Below are 15,129 nucleotides of genomic sequence, written 5' to 3'. Positions count from 1 at the left end.
GAGGAAAGGGTAGGGCGCTTAAAGGCGCGCAAATAACCGCAACCAAATCCACGACGCAAGCCCGTGCGTGCAAACGTGCCGATGCATACAGACACTATGGATACTCGATGTGGAATACCCACAGAGCGCTAATGGCACCACAGGCGCTATCAGCAACTTAACCACGATCTGTGTCCAGACTAGTGCGTACACTGTTGATTTGGCGGATCCTGTACTCTTCCACATCTGCGACCACGAACGAGGTCACTTATCTAAGGATTTACCTAACCTGTTGATATTTTTAGTAAATTATAGACTCGATTCAAATGCTTCCCGGCGTAAAACGCGGATGTATCTGCTGGGATGGCTCCAACAGTGTCCGTACGCAATGACCGGTCCAAGGCGGCCTTTGGATCATGCGCCGCAAAACTGGTTTCAAGGGTTATCATTGATCACCGAGCAGCAATTTACCCGCTCGCGCGTTGGATTGGGATGTCAGAACATTTTATCCACAGCGCTGGCGCCGCATCGTGTGTGCATTTGTTCCTAGCGCCGGTGACCCGCAAGCTTATTTGTAGGTCAGAGGTTCACCGGCGATCCGAATTGCTTATCATGGCGCAGGGCAATCTCGCTTCTGCCATTATGCTCCGCTCAATCGCCTTTCAGCAAAACGCATCCGCAAACACTGATTGCAAACCATCCGCTTATATTTCTAAATCGGATAATGGATCGGGCCGTCCTGAATGGTGATCCACCGGAGTTCGGTGAACTCGGCGATCCCGGCCTTCCCACCAAACCTACCGTAACCCGAAGCTTTGACGCCACCAAACGGCATCTGCGCTTCGTCATGCACTGTCGGACCGTTGATATGGCAAATGCCGGATTCGATGCGGCGGGCGACCGCCATAGCGCGGTTGATATCGCGACCGAATACCGCTGCCGACAAACCATATTCAGTATCATTCGCGATCCGTACGGCTTCATCGATCGATCCTGCACGAACCACCGAGACCACCGGACCGAAGCTTTCTTCGCTATAAAGGCGCATGGCAGGGCGAACGTGATCGAGAAGCGTCGCGTCGACAATCGTGCCATCGATCCGGCCGCCCGCGACCAGTTTTGCGCCTTTGGCGACAGCATCGCGGATCAGCGCGCCGATACGCTCCGCCGCATTGTTATCGACGACCGAACCAAGCGGGGTATCACTGCGACGAGGATCGCCAGCCTTAAGCGTCTCGACCTTAGCGGCGAGTTTTGCGACGAAGGCATCGGCGATCGTGTGGTCTACGACGATGCGTTCGGTAGACATGCAGATCTGGCCTTGGTTCATATAGGCACCAAAGGCGGCGGCTGCGACGGCCTGATCCAGATCCGCGTCGTCCAGCAACACGAACGGGGCTTTCCCACCAAGCTCCAAAAGCGCGGGCTTCAGGTGGCGACCGGCGGTTTCGGCAATGATACGACCGACGCGGGTCGAGCCGGTGAAGTTTACCCGACGCACAGCGGGATGGGCGATCAGTGCCTCGACAATTTCTCCGGCATCCTCGGGCGCATTCGAGATGGCATTGACGACACCGATCGGAAAACCCGCATCATGCAGCACATCGACGATCAACCGGTGCGTGTGCGGGCAGATTTCCGAAGTCTTCATCACCACGGTATTGCCACAGGCCAATGGGGTCGCCAAAGAGCGCACCCCAAGGATGACCGGTGCATTCCACGGCGCGATCGACAGCACCACACCCGCGGGTTGGCGCACCGCCATGGCAAGGCTGCCGGGACGGTTCGATGGAATGACCTCGCCGCTGATCTGCGTCGTCAATGCTGCGGCTTCACGCAGCATATCCGATGATAGTTTGACGTTGAACATTGCCCAGCCGGCCGTCGCGCCGGTTTCGTTGGCCATCGCGGTGACGAAATCCGTGGCGCGGTCCTGCAAAAGGTCAGCTGCGGCATTAAGCAACCGACGCCGTTCGGCGGGACTGGTCTGCGCCCATGCGGGGAAGGCGCGGGCGGCGGCATTTGCTGCGCTGCGGGCGTCCTCGACTGTGGCGGCGGCGACGGTCGTGGCAAGCTCGCCGGTAACCGGGTTCAGCCGTTCGAAATGCTTGCCTCCGGCGGCTTCGACCTCGGCATTGTCGATTTTCAATCCCAGCACATTCATAATCGTCTCCTTTCCGGAAGTTCTCACACCGCCGCGCCCAAGAACGCCCGCTTGACGGCGGGATCATCAAGCAACACCGAGGCGGTGCCTTGACCAGTGATGCGCCCCGCGTCGGCGAGATAGCCGCGATCCGCGATCTCGAGGCTGAGCCTGACATTCTGTTCGACGATCAACAGCGATAGGCCAGACTGTCGAACAAGGTCGAGGCTGCGAAACAGTTCATGAACGACAACGGGCGCGAGGCCAAGGCTGGGTTCATCGAGCATGAGCAATTCGGGCCGTGACATCAATGCGCGACCTATCGCGACCATCTGCTGCTCGCCACCCGACATGGTGTTGACGAATTGCCGGCGACGTTCGGCAAGCCTAGGGAACAGACCGAAGACCAGTTCGAAACTTGTTTCCCGCTCATCCCTTGCGCGGCGCGCATATGCGCCAAGGGCAAGGTTTTCGGATACAGTCAGATCGCCGAAAACTCCGCGGCCCTCGGGGATCAGCGCTATGCCGGTTTCCAGCACATGATGCGGAGAGGCGGTTTCGATAGGGATGCCGTTGAATCTGATTCTGGAACCGGCAGCCGGACGTACAAGCCCTGCGATACCTTTCAGAAGAGAGGATTTTCCGGCGCCATTCGCGCCAAGGATAACAACGGTTTCGCCTTTGCCGACCTTCAGCGATACATTGTCCAGCGCGACATGGCGGTCATAATGCAGTGAGAGACCCTGGACCTCAAGCATGTTGCTCTCCGAGATAGGCGGTAATGACGGCTGGGTCGGACAGGGCGTCAGCAGTCGGCGCGTCGGCAATCTTCACTCCGGCATTCATGATGACGCATTGGCTGCACAGCGCGCGAATAGCTTCCATGACGTGTTCGACCATCAGGATGGTGATGCCGCTGGAGCCAAGCGAACGGATCAATCCGATGCCCGACTGCAATTCGGTCGGGTTCAACCCGGCAAGCCATTCGTCCAGCAGCAACAACTCTGGATCAGCGGCCAGTGCGCGGGCTAGTTCCATCCGTTTCTGGTCGATATAGGTCAGGTCTTCGGCCAGATGGTCCGCGCGATGGGCCAGCCCGACTTGATCGAGAAAGCCCATTGCCCTTTCACGTGCCGCGACACCCCACAGCTTTTGCCGTCCGAAGGCCAGCGCGACCGTGACATTCTCGACAACGGTCAGCGAGGGTAAAGCGCGAACCAGTTGGAACGTCCGGGCGACTCCGTGCTTCGAGATGCGGCTGGCACCCAGCCCCGAGATCCGCTTGCCATGCAGGGAAATATCGCCACCCGAAGGAAGCAGGTGCCCCGAGATCATGTTCAGGACGGTGGTCTTCCCCGACCCGTTCGGACCCAGAAGCCCGACAATTGCGCCTTGCCCGACCGAGAACGACACATCGTTCACTGCCAGCAAGCCGCCAAAACGTCTGCTCAGACCGGACACTTCAAGCAAGGCGCTCATTTCTGGACCTCGGCCGGTTTTGCTGCAGCAGTGATGCGGTGGGTCAAACCCTTTTCGACGAAATCCAGCACACCATTCGGCAGGACAAAGACGATCGTGATGAACACCAAGCCCAGAATGATCGAGTAGTGGTTCGGGAAATTGGCGGAAAGCCATTCAAACAGCAAGAACAGGGGCACGGCACCCATGATAGGCCCCATCAGCCTGTTTGCTCCGCCCAGAAGCGCCATGATCAGGGTCAGGAACGAGATTGTCGGATTGAAGGCGATCGACGGCTCGACATAGGTCCAACGGGGCGCCTGGATCGCGCCTACCAGTGTCATGATGACTGCGCTGAGGGCGAACAACGCCAGCTTGATCCGCGCGATGGCGATACCGCAATGGGCGGCGACGACCTCGTCTTCGCCGATGACCTTTAACGCCAGCCCCAGCCGTGACCGGCCGATCAGCCATGAGATGGCAAAGGCAAAGGCCGAAAGCGCCAACAATTGCCAGTAGATGCCCTCTGGCGTGACCGGAAGGAAGATGTAGCGCCCCAAGGTTCCGGTGATATTGACTTCGAACCATGTCACAAGCTGCCGGACCAGCTCGGCAAGCCCGAATGTGAAGATGACGAAATAGACTCCGGCCAGACGCAGAGTGGCAAGCCCGACGACCAACGCGACGGCCAGACCGATCAGGCCAGCCACAAGCAGAAGCAGCGGATAGGGCAGGCTTTCGTTGAAAACCGCGCAGGCGTAGGCGCCGATGCCGAAGAACGCGACGGTTGCCAGCGAAACATAGCGTGTCGGCCCTGAAAACATTGCCCATGCGATGGCCAAAGCGACATAGCCCAGCATGCCGATCATCAGTGTTATCGTGTAAGGACCGACAAAGAAGGGTAGGGCGGTCAGTGCGATGATGATGGTAAGGAAACCCGTGATCTGGCACAGCAAACGAGAGGTCAACGCGCCGCCCTCCCGAACAGTCCGGTCGGACGCCACAGTAGAATGGCAATGAAAAGACCATAGGTTGTGGCCAGTGTCAGGCCCGGATCGACATAGGTCGCGACCAAGGTTTCGGCCAGACCCAGGACCAGCCCGGCAGATAGCGCGCCGAGGATGTTTCCAACGCCCCCCATGATGACGATAATCAGCGCTTTCATCGTGAACACCACGCCGGATGTCGCCGTGAAAGTCTGGTACATCGAGATCACCACCCCGCCCGCGGCAGCTAACGCGCCTCCTAATGCGAAGGCGGTACGGGCTGCGCGGTCGACATCTATTCCGACCAATGATGCGGATACGGGCGAGACCGAAACCGCGCGAAGTGCGGTCCCCCATAAGGTGCGGGTCAGGGCGAAGTAGATCGCCCCGCCCAGAACGACGGCCAAGGCCAGTGCGATCAGCCGGTTTGCGGCCAGTTTCGTTCCAAACACGTCAACAGCAACATTCAGATAGCTGTAGCTGGTGAAATTTGCTCCGAAGCTTACCAGCAGCAGCCCTTGGATCACGAAAAGCAGTCCGAATGTGGCAAGGATCGAGTCGATCTCCAGACCAGCGGGCGTTCGGGCGCGGCGAACGAGTGGCTGCATCAGGACTCCGTAGATGCCCCAACCCAAAGCAAATCCGGCGGGAATTGCGATGAACAGCGTCCAGACAGGGCTTAGTCCGAGAGTGGCGAACAAGGTATAGGCCAGAAATGCGGCCACGATGATCAGCTCGCCATAGGCCAGATTCATGATCCTCGCGATTCCGTATTGCAGCGTCAGACCCATCGCGAGAAGCGCGTAAGTCCCACCCAGCACCAGCCCGGACAGAATGGCCGTGACGAGCATCTGCATTTCCTTTCGGTCGGTTGGCCACGATAGCCGGTCGGGTCGGGCCGCGCTTCAGCGGGATGCAATCAAGCTTTTTGCCATGCCTGACGCGGAAGGATCAGCGGGCTTGCACCGGCATGATCGCCGGGGGCAACGCCGACGAATTTGCCATTCTGCCACTGACCGACCCACCAGATCTTGCGAAGCTGGTTGTCCTCCAACTTCGTTTCGCCCAGCACCGTTTCAAAGCTTCCGCTGGCGATCTCGGCAGCCACCGCCTCGCGATCCAGACCTTTGCGGCGAATGGCCTCTTGCAGCATCTGGAGGCTGGCGTAGGTGATCACGCTGGCCCAGTAATCCGGCGCAATTCCCGTCGCTGCCTCGTGGCGCGTACGATAATCCGCGTTCGCTTCGCTCGTCGGATCGACCCCGCCAAGGCTGAGTATGCCGGTCGCGTTTGCGCCGTTATTCTTTGAATAGACCGGAAAACTTGTCCCGACACCTAGGTACAACAGCTTGGGATTGAAGTCTGCGATCTGCGACTGCTGGGTCAGCGCGAAAGTATCCGGCGGATAGGAGAATGCAACGAAACTATCCGCGCCGCTGGCCTTGGCCTCGTTGATCATTGGCGTGAAATCGGATGTTCCGATTGGATAGGTCTTGTCATAGACGATCTCGAGAGCGGCAGCTTGGAATGCGGGTCGGGCGGCCGTGACCAGATCAATTCCGAAGCCATCGGCGACGGAAACCATGGCGACTTTGCCGTTCAAGGTTCCGGCCTTGGATGCCTCGGCGATGATGGTTGCGAGTGCTTTTGCGTAGTCATGCCCGCCGCCGAGCATCCAGAAGCTTTTCTTCCAGCGCTGAACGAATTGCGGTGCCTTGTCGGTCACCGCCGAAACGGCAAGCTGCGGAAAGCCATAACGGTCAAACAAAGGTGCTGCGGCCAGATTGAAGCCCGTACCCCATGGCGCAAGGATGAAATCGACCTTGTCTTCGTTTGCCAACCGTTCAACGGCGCGGACGACCTCTTCGGCCGAGGAGCGGTCGTCATATTCGACCACTTCAAGGGGCAGGCGGCTGCCGTCGGGTAACTCCAATCCGCCCGCGTCCTGCACCTCCTTGGCCCAAAGAAGGTAATTCGGCAGGGTCGTGATACCTGCACCCCCTGCATTGGGTCCGGTCTTGGAAATGGCATAGCCGATGCGGACGGACTTTCGGTCTTGCGCCCAACTCCGGCCAATACTGCTGACAAAAGCAGCGGCAGCAACACCCGAGCGCAGGATATCCCTGCGTTTCAAGCTGATCATGACGTCTCCTCCTCATTGCCCGCTTGGCGCGGGCCCTCCGCCCAGAAGACATGGCTCCCCCCACGGTCTGTCTGGTTCGGGAAACGATACGCCCATGCGAATGGCGTAAGAATAGACTTTTACAAGAGAAACTTGCACTTTTCACGGGTCATGGCATGTTGATTTTATGTCCGTCAGCCAAATCAGCGCTCCATCTGTACCTCACTCTGTCGAGGCCCAACTGTTCGTCGGCAGCCTGTTGCGCAACGAATGGACGTTCAGGGGCAGGCGCAATCGGATTTTTGTTTTGGTTTCGGGCAGCGGCAGTATCCGCCTTGGCCAATATTCCGTGATGCTGGATGCCCCCTCGATCACCTTTGTTCCCGCCGGAGAGACTGGCTCCATCCTGTTCGAGGCGGGGGCGGAAGGGGGGGCATTGTCTGCCGACGATACCATTCTCGCGTCAGCCATGCCAAACGGGGCGCTGTTTGTTCCCGTGCGCGATGCCATCGCAAGACCGATCATTGGGGCAGGGATCGGAAAACCGGAGGCGTCCAGATTGACTGCAATGCTGACCTCGATCGAGGCGGAATTGCGCAACCACGCGCCCGGCGCGCATGAAGTGGTCCGCCACCATCTGGCGCTGCTTCTGATCGAAGTCTGGCGTTTGGCCACCTCTTTGAACCACATTTCGCGTCCCACTCCACGCAGCGTCGTGCGTGGATTTGCGCATCTGGTCGAACTGCACGCGCGCCAGCACTGGTCCGTTGCCGATTATGCCCGGCTTTTGGGTGTCAGTCCGGACCGCCTGAACACGGCCATCCGCCGCGCGACAGGGCGCTCACCGATGGAGTTCATCAACCAGCGCCTTGCGGCCGAGGCGATCCGGTTACTTGACCAGACTGCGCTTCAGATCAGCGAGATCGCCGAGACGCTCGGATTCGGCGACCCCGCCTATTTCAGCAGATTTTTCAAACGCATGACGGGCCTTTCGCCGCGCGCCCACCGGATGGGCGCACTTTCGCGCCGACCTAACGCCACAACAAGCTACGCGGCGTGGCCCTGACCGTGCCTAGCCTATCGGTCGCGCCGCCAAATGCATTTTCCCGGACAGAGTTTCGCCGGGTGCCAGCACTGTCATTTGCGCGTCCTCACCCAATTCGGGCCGATTGATGACGTCAGGCAGATGGCTGACCGGCTCGGCGCAAACGACCGGACGATCATCGGGATTATAGACATGCAGGTGGCGTAACGCGCCCGAGGCGCTCAGGGCGACCTCGTATTCAGGCCAGCGAAGCACGGCCTTGCGGGGATTCCAGCCTCCGATGCAGGCGTCAAACCATGGCAAACCATCCAGTGCTTTCTGATCGTTTTCGGACATCCCTTGCACGGGGTGCAAATCAGGCAGCGGCAGCCCGCGCGCATCGCGGGTATGTGCTCCGTCCGATGCAAAACTCAGGTAGGTTTCGGCGGGTTTAGGAAACCACGGATGCAGCCCAAAGCCAAATGGCATTGGCGCATCACCAAGGTTGGTGATGTGGAGCGCAACCTTGATACCATCTGCAGCAATCGAGATCTGTTGCACCAAAGTGAACTGCCATGGCAAGCTCGGCTCGTTCAGATCAAGCACAAGTAGCACATGGTCTGCGGCTTGCTCGGTGACCTTCCAGACATGATTACGGGCAAATCCGTGAATGGCCATGTCTTCAGGGATATTGTTGATGGGAAGCTGGAAGCTTTTCCCGTCAAAAAAGAAGTGGCCATGGTCAATACGATTGGCAAATGGTGCCATGACGAAGCAGCCTGCTTTCAGTCCGTTCTCTGGAGATGCCAAAGGCTCGAGCACCGGCTTCCACTCATCTCGCCCCAGCCATTCGGCAGACAGGATCGTCGCGCCATATTCGGGGGCGACGGTAAGGCGATAGCTGCCGGATTGAAGCGTGATCATCTGGGACTCCTGTTCACTTTCCGGCGGACCCTAGGCGAGCATGACGCGACGGACAAGCATCGCGTCGGATTGCGGAACAGCGGTAACCCTAACGCTGCGCGACGAAAAAATAGCGCGGGAAGGGTAGCAGCGTCATTCCATCGCTCTCGGGGTAGGAAGGCGCGATCAACTCACGGTAGGCCAACAGAAAATCGGCAGCTTCCTCCGGAGTTAGGGCCTCAAGATAAGGCCTTAGTGCCGAACCTTTGAACCACTCGATGATGGCGTCAATCCCTGCGAGTTCGAAGTGATATGTCGTCCGCCAGATATCCAGCCGCGCGACCTTCTCGCGGAGCAGGCCATACAAGGTATGTGGCGCAATCAACGGCTGACGGCGGGCGTTGGCCTTGGCCAGTCGTGACTCCCAGCGTGGGTTCGATGCCACCTGACGCATCGCGCGATGCGACGGCTCATCCAGATTATCCGGCATTTGCACGGCCAGAACGCCGCCGGGCGCGATCTGGTCCAGAAGTTCGGGAAACAACGTCTCGTGATTGTCCACCCATTGCAACGAGGCATTCGCAAAGATCAGGTCCGCAGGGACAGGCGACCGCCACGTCTCGATCCGTTCTTTCGCGAACTCGCAGGCCGGCAGGGCTTTCTGTGCTGCCGCGATCATGTCGGGGTCTGAATCGACACCGACCACCCGCGCTTGCGGGTACCTATCTGTCAGAAGGGCGGTCGAGTTTCCCGGACCGCATCCCAGATCGACAATATGCGCCGGTGACTGAAGCGGTACTGCCGACAAAAGATCACGGGCGGGCCGCGTTCGGTCGTCCAGAAATTTCGAGTATTGAGCCGCGCTCCAACCCATACGCTTCCCCTCGGAACTGCCGATTTGTGGGTCAAGGTAGCGGGAAGGGCGGGAAATGTCGCCAGACGAATTCGCCCGGCGACACGAACTTAGGCAGCGGCGCTTTGATCGACGTCAGCCAGCGAGGCTTCCAGCGCGATCATCTGCGCGACAGCGTTGGCGGCCTCGGCGCCTTTCTTGACGAAATGCTCGCGGAAGAAGCCCGTGTGCAGATCGGTTTCCTGATAGTTGTGCGGCGTCAGCGAGACCGAAAAGCACGGCACGCCGGTTTCCATGCCCGCCTGCATCAAGCCGTTGACCACGGCGGCGGCCACGAAGTCGTGGCGATAAATGCCACCATCGACCACCAAAGCAGCGGCGACGACTGCGTCATAACGGCCGGTCTGGGCGAGCTTCTTGGCGAGCAGCGGCATCTCGAAGGCGCCGGGTACGTCGAAGGCGTCGGTGACGGCACCGGGGATCAGCTTTGCTGCCTCGGCAAGGAAGCCTTCATGGGCGCGGTCCACGACATCGGCGTGCCAGCGTGCCTTGATGAAAGCGATACGGGGGGATTTGGTCGTCTTCGTCATAGTATTCAGGACCCCTGCGGTCAGTTGCTTCAGGTCCCAAGGCATCAGCCTCGACGACCCGGCCCAAGGGCCGGGATCTTCGCGGTTCTCTTCCATCCGGACTATACCGTCGGCCCCGGAATTTCACCGGATCTGCTGACCCCCTGCAATGCAGGGGCGCTCGCGGGCTGTCACCGCCGGTGGGGAATCGCACCCCGCCCTGAGAATACCTGCGACATAGCAACGCAGGTTCGGGACTTCAATGTGCCGCAGCGCGGCAGAGGGTAAAAAATCCCTCTGCCGCAAGATCATGCACGGGCGCGGGCAATTGCCTTGGCCCAGACGTCACGCAGGTTTTCGCGCGTGGCAGGGGCCATGTTGGGTGCAAAGCGCGTGGTGCTTTCTTCGGCCACTTGGGCGGGATGACCCAAGGCGGCAAAGGCCATGGCGGCGGCACCAAGAGCGCCCACCTCCTCGACCTCGGCGCGCAGGACCGGGCGGTCCAGCAGGTCGGCCTGAAGCTGCATCAGGAAGGCATTGCCCGAGGCACCTCCGTCGGCGCGAAGATCCGCCAGCGGGTGGCCGACATCCAGCTCCATCGCAGCGAAAACGTCCGCGATCTGCTGTGCGATGGCCTCGAAGGTCGCGTGGGCCAGATGCGCGGGCTTGGTGCCATGCGTCATGCCGGTGACAAGCCCCGTGGCCTTGTCGTCCCAATGCGGCGCGCCCAGTCCCGCCAGAGCCGGAACAAAGGCGACCCCTTCGGCGCTTTCGACCGTCTGGGCCAGATCTGACAGAGCCTGTGCATTGCCGGTGCCAAGAAGGCCCGCCATGAAGGCGGCGGCCTGAGCCGAGACGGTGATGTTCCCTTCGAGCGCATGGGCGGTGCCGTTGCGGTCGCTCCATGCGATGGTGCCCGACAAGCCGTGGCGCGAGGCCGTGCGCTGTGGCGTCAGGGTCATCAGCGAGGAACCCGTGCCGAAGGTTGCCTTGACCGGACCGGGGGCGCGCACGCCATGGCCGTAAAGCGCGGCATGGCTGTCGCCCATCATCGCGCGGATCGCGATTCCCGCGGGCAGGGCGGTCGCCCCATCAGCCGTCAGGCCGAACTCGGCATCCGAGGCGACGGGGCGGGGCAGGGCACCGATCGGTGCGCCAAAGAGTTCGCAAAGCTCTGCGCTCCATTCCAGCTTGTCCGTGTCGAAAAGCTGTGTGCGCGAAGCGTTGGAATGGTCGGTCAGGAAGCTTGCGCCTCCGGTCAGGTTCCACAGCAGCCAAGCATCCACCGTGCCAGCCCGCAGGCGGTCTTGCGCGGCCAGATCGGCGACGCCCGGGATATTGCGCATCGCCCAGCCCAGCTTGGAGGCCGGGAAAAGCGGGTTGATACCAAGACCGGTCAGTTCGACCACGCGGGTGTCATGGCCCTCGGCATGCAGACGGGCGCAATCCGCAGCGCTGCGGCGGCATTGCCAGATGATCGCCGGAGCGACGGGCTTGCCGGTTTCCGCGTCCCACAGCACCAGCGTCTCGCGCTGGTTCGCGAGCGAGATGGCGACCACGCCACCCGCTTGCGGCGCGAGTTCTGCGATGACCTTGCGAACGCTGTCCCAGATCGCTTCGGCCGATTGCTCGGCCCAGCCGGGATTGGGATAGCTGGTCGTCAGCGGAGCCGAGGCGCGGGCATTGATGCGACCCGAGGCATCGACCAGCACCGCCTTGGTGTTGGTCGTGCCTTGATCGATCGCCAGAACAAGCGGCGCTGCGCTCACTTGCCAGCCCGTGCCATGGCGGCTTTGGCGCGCTCGGCGATGCCTTCGGGCGACAGGCCGTATTCCTTGAACAGCCATTCGACCGAGCCGGTCGGCAGGAAGCCCGGGAAGCCCACGCGCTCGACGGGGACCGCACGATGGGCCGAGGTGAGTTCTGCCACCGCACCGCCCAGACCGCCACGGACCGAGGCTTCCTCGGCGGTGACGATCGCGCCGGTTTCCTCGGCTGCGGCCAGCACGGCTTCTTCGTCCAGCGGGTTCAGCGTCGCCATATTCAGCACGCGGGCATTGATCCCCTCGGCTGCCAGCAGATCGGCAGCGGCCAGCGCAATATGCGAGATCGTGCCATTGGCGATCAGCGTCACGTCATTGCCCGCGCGCAGCACCTCGGCCTTGCCGGGGCGGAAGACGCGGTTCTCGACGGCCAGATCCGGCACCGGCATCCGCGACAGGCGCAGATAGACCGGACCTTCGTGCTCGGCGGCCCATTTCACCGCCTCGGCGGTTTCCCATGCGTCAGCCGGGACGATCACGGTGATGTTCGTCAACGGACGCAGCCAAGCGAAATCCTCGATCGAGTGGTGCGTCGCGCCAAGCTCGCCGTAAGCGATGCCCGAGGATTGCCCGACCAGCTTTACGTTGAAATTGGCATAGGCCACATCGGCCTTGACCTGCTCGAGCGAGCGACCGGTCAGGAAACAGGACGCCGCCGAGACGAAGGGAACCTTGCCGCCATTGGCAAGACCCGCGCCGACGCCGACCATGCATTGCTCGGCGATGCCGACATTGACGAGGCGCTCGGGGAATTGCTTCTGGAAGCCGCCAAGTTTCGACGAGCCGACCGAGTCATTGACCACGGCGACGATGCGCGGGTCCTTCTCGGCCAGTTCGATCAGGGTCGCGGACCATGCGTCGCGGCAATCGCGCAGACCGGCTTTGGTGGGGGCGGGAGCAGCCATCAGACCAGTTCCTCCATGGCTTTTGCAAATTGCTCGGCATTCGGGACGCCGTGGTGCCAGCTGGCCTGGTTCTCCATGAATGAGACGCCCTTGCCCTTGACGGTATTGGCGATCACGCAAAGCGGCTTGCCGCGACCTTTCGGCGATGCGGACAGAACCGCCAGCAGCGCGTCCACGTCATGGCCATCGACCATTTCGACATGGAAGCCGAAGGCGCGATACTTGTCGTCCAGCGGGTCAAGACCCGCGGTCTGCTCGGTCCCCTGACCTTGCTGCAAGCGGTTGCGGTCGATGATCAGGGTCAGGTTTTCCAGCTTGCGGTGGCCGGCGGTCATCGCGGCCTCCCAGTTGGAGCCTTCCTGCTGCTCGCCGTCGCCGGTCAGAACGAAGGTGCGGTAATCCGCGCCCGAGATCTGGCCCGCGATCGCGATGCCAAGGGCGACCGGGAAGCCGTGGCCCAGAGGACCGGTATTGGTTTCGATCCCCGGCAGGTAGTTGCGGTTCGGGTGGCCGTTCAGCAGCGATTTCGGCTGCATGTAAGTTTTCAGCCAGTCCTCGGGGTAGTAGCCGGCGGCGCAAAGCGCGGTGTAAAGCGCGCCGGTCGCATGGCCCTTGGACATGATGAAACGGTCGCGCCCGGCCCAGTCGGGCTTGGCCGGGTCGTAATTCATCACGCCGAAATACAGCGTCGCCATCACGTCGATGGCCGAGAAGTCGCCGCCGGGATGGCCCAGCTGCGCCTCATGCACCATGCGGAAGGCGGTGCGGCGCATCCAGAGCGCCTTTTCGCGGATGACCGCGGCAGTGTCGTTTGCAAGTGTCATGTCACCCTCGCATCAGAAGCGGTTGGGAAAGAAAAGCTGGGGCTCGGGTTCAGCCTCATGGTGGTAGATCGGCCAGCCGAGATAGCGGGTCACGGCTTCCTCGACGACATCGGCGTGGTGGCCGCGGACCATGGCGACGTGATGCTCGAAGCCGTTCTGGCTGACGAAGCGCATCAGCTTGCGCAGGTTCGGCACGCGGGTCACGGCAATGCCGCCATCCATCGGGAAGGGGTGGTCGGTGAACTCGCCCTGACCCAGATAGCATTTCATCCGGCCCAGACGGTCATCGGTGGACAGGCGGAAATAGGTCATCGGGCCGGGCTTCACCTTGCCCTTGACCGCGCCGAAGCATTTCGACTTGCCGATGGTCGCGCCCAGCACGTCCAGCTCGGAAATCTCGGGCGTGTCGCCGATGAAGCTTTTCGGATAGTTGCCGCAATGGGTGCAGACGCAAAGATCCTGCTCGTAGCCGTAGTTGTTGTTCCAGTCGAGCAGCGCCGGCGGCGCGCCCGAGGCCAGAGCCAGCGCATACATCGAGACCGCGCCGATCACGTCGACCTCGCAGGCCGAGGGCATCAGCTCTTCGCCCATCATCGACATGGTGACGCAGGTGGCGCAGCCGAAATTGTCCTGCAGCGAGCGCCAGCACTGGATCGCCGAGGCATCGCAGCCGTTTTCCTCGATCCAGCGGTTCACCGCGAGGGTCCATTTCGCCTGCTTGACGATCTGGCTTTCCTGAATATGCGCCGGGATCGTGCCGTAGGCCTTGATCTTTTCCATCTTGGCCAGCAGGTCCGGATCGCCATCCGGGATCGCGCCGGCCGCGCCCATCATCTCGGACAGGTCAACGGTGACAACCGTCAGGCCCGAGGCCTGCAGCAGCTTTTCCGAGTAACGCATGGTCTGGAACGCGCCGGTGCGGGCACCGATCGAACCGATGCGGGCGTTTTTCAGCCCTTTCACCGTGCGGCAGACGCGGGCGAAGCGGTCCAGATCGTGGCCGAACTCCTCACCCCAAGTGTCGCAGGTGTGGTTCGTCGTTTCCGTGAACGGTATACCGTATTGCCAGAAGTTGTTCGAGACCGACAGCTTGCCGCAGAAGGCGTCGCGACGTTCGGCCACGGATACCTTGTCGGTTTCGTCATTCGAGGCCTGCAGCAGAATCGGCACGTCGAGCTTGGCGCGGTTGACCAACTCGGCCACGGCGATTTCGTCGCCGAAGTTCGGCAGGCAGATCACCAGACCGTCGATGCGGTCGCGATTGGCCTTGAAATGCGCGGCGTAAAGCTCGGCATCCGGGATGGATTGGACCGCGCCATTGGCGGTGGCCTCAAAGGGCAGGGTAATTGCGTCGATGCCAAGTCGCTCAAGCTGGGCCAGAACCTCATCGCGCGCAGCCTTGCATGGAGCAGGGCTGAAAAACGCCCGACTTCCGATGACCACGCCAAGAGTGACCTTGCGGCGGATGGTTAGCGTCATGTGTCGCCTCCGAACAGAGACCGCACCCCTCATGCGATCAATCGAAATTGTTTCGTTTGTT

General features: G+C 61.0%; 14 protein-coding genes and 1 riboswitch. Of the genes, 1 reads left to right on the top strand and 13 read right to left on the bottom strand.

All coding sequences use genetic code 11. The annotated features are described in order from the left end of the window. Window positions 1-691: 691 nt before the first annotated feature. The 6 genes from GL286_RS04180 to GL286_RS04155 all read right to left on the bottom strand — a co-directional run bounded on the left by GL286_RS04180 (window position 692) and on the right by GL286_RS04155 (window position 6,709). Entirely contained in the window at window positions 692-2,143 is a 1,452-nt protein-coding gene (locus GL286_RS04180) for an aldehyde dehydrogenase (RefSeq protein ID WP_155094252.1), read from the bottom strand. Between the two features lie 23 nt (window positions 2,144-2,166). Beyond that, window positions 2,167-2,880, bottom strand: coding sequence for an ABC transporter ATP-binding protein (locus tag GL286_RS04175; protein WP_155094251.1), 714 nt, complete (start codon window positions 2,878-2,880; stop codon window positions 2,167-2,169). Next, on the bottom strand, window positions 2,873-3,601 hold the full coding sequence (locus GL286_RS04170; protein WP_155094250.1) for an ABC transporter ATP-binding protein: 729 nt from the start codon (window positions 3,599-3,601) through the stop codon (window positions 2,873-2,875). The genes GL286_RS04175 and GL286_RS04170 overlap by 8 nt, the downstream gene beginning before the upstream one ends. Then, on the bottom strand, window positions 3,598-4,548 hold the full coding sequence (locus tag GL286_RS04165) for a branched-chain amino acid ABC transporter permease (RefSeq protein WP_246184815.1): 951 nt from the start codon (window positions 4,546-4,548) through the stop codon (window positions 3,598-3,600). The genes GL286_RS04170 and GL286_RS04165 overlap by 4 nt, the downstream gene beginning before the upstream one ends. Further along, on the bottom strand, window positions 4,545-5,417 hold the full coding sequence (locus GL286_RS04160; RefSeq protein WP_155094249.1) for a branched-chain amino acid ABC transporter permease: 873 nt from the start codon (window positions 5,415-5,417) through the stop codon (window positions 4,545-4,547). Before GL286_RS04160 ends, GL286_RS04165 begins: the two co-directional genes overlap by 4 nt. Window positions 5,418-5,485: 68 nt before the next feature. Further along, window positions 5,486-6,709, bottom strand: coding sequence for an amino acid ABC transporter substrate-binding protein (locus tag GL286_RS04155; RefSeq protein ID WP_155094248.1), 1,224 nt, complete (start codon window positions 6,707-6,709; stop codon window positions 5,486-5,488). A 166-nt stretch (window positions 6,710-6,875) separates the two neighbouring features. Here GL286_RS04155 and GL286_RS04150 point away from each other — a divergent pair, with 166 nt between their 5' ends. After that, window positions 6,876-7,754 (top strand): helix-turn-helix domain-containing protein, encoded by an 879-nt coding sequence (locus GL286_RS04150; RefSeq protein WP_155094247.1) that lies wholly within the window; start codon window positions 6,876-6,878, stop codon window positions 7,752-7,754. A 6-nt stretch (window positions 7,755-7,760) separates the two neighbouring features. On the opposite strand, the gene GL286_RS04145 is transcribed toward GL286_RS04150, so the two are convergent. From GL286_RS04145 to GL286_RS04115, 7 genes are all read right to left on the bottom strand, one after another. Further along, a complete protein-coding gene (locus GL286_RS04145) occupies window positions 7,761-8,636 on the bottom strand; it encodes an aldose 1-epimerase (RefSeq protein WP_155094246.1) in 876 nt (291 codons plus the stop codon). Between the two features lie 88 nt (window positions 8,637-8,724). Beyond that, entirely contained in the window at window positions 8,725-9,489 is a 765-nt protein-coding gene (gene tam / locus GL286_RS04140) for a trans-aconitate 2-methyltransferase (protein ID WP_155094245.1), read from the bottom strand. Window positions 9,490-9,578: 89 nt separating this feature from the next. Further along, complete coding sequence (locus GL286_RS04135) at window positions 9,579-10,058, bottom strand: 6,7-dimethyl-8-ribityllumazine synthase (protein WP_155094244.1); 480 nt, start codon at window positions 10,056-10,058, stop codon at window positions 9,579-9,581. A gap of 80 nt (window positions 10,059-10,138) precedes the next feature. Then, window positions 10,139-10,269, bottom strand: a riboswitch (FMN riboswitch). A 76-nt stretch (window positions 10,270-10,345) separates the two neighbouring features. Next, on the bottom strand, window positions 10,346-11,806 hold the full coding sequence (locus tag GL286_RS04130) for an FGGY-family carbohydrate kinase (RefSeq protein ID WP_343038826.1): 1,461 nt from the start codon (window positions 11,804-11,806) through the stop codon (window positions 10,346-10,348). Beyond that, a complete protein-coding gene (locus tag GL286_RS04125; RefSeq protein ID WP_155094242.1) occupies window positions 11,803-12,765 on the bottom strand; it encodes a transketolase family protein in 963 nt (320 codons plus the stop codon). Before GL286_RS04125 ends, GL286_RS04130 begins: the two co-directional genes overlap by 4 nt. Then, window positions 12,765-13,589: a transketolase gene (locus GL286_RS04120; protein WP_155094241.1), complete on the bottom strand. Its 825-nt coding sequence runs from the start codon at window positions 13,587-13,589 to the stop codon at window positions 12,765-12,767. Before GL286_RS04120 ends, GL286_RS04125 begins: the two co-directional genes overlap by 1 nt. A gap of 12 nt (window positions 13,590-13,601) precedes the next feature. Beyond that, window positions 13,602-15,068 carry an L-fucose/L-arabinose isomerase family protein gene (locus GL286_RS04115; RefSeq protein ID WP_155094240.1) on the bottom strand — a complete coding sequence of 489 codons (1,467 nt, stop codon included), beginning with the start codon at window positions 15,066-15,068 and terminating at the stop codon, window positions 13,602-13,604. Window positions 15,069-15,129 lie beyond the last annotated feature (61 nt).

The sequence above is a fragment of the Paracoccus aestuariivivens genome (assembly GCF_009711225.1).
GTDB lineage: Bacteria > Pseudomonadota > Alphaproteobacteria > Rhodobacterales > Rhodobacteraceae > Paracoccus > Paracoccus aestuariivivens.
Note: the sequence above shows the minus strand (reverse complement) of the source record. Positions and strands in the feature narration are given on the sequence as shown.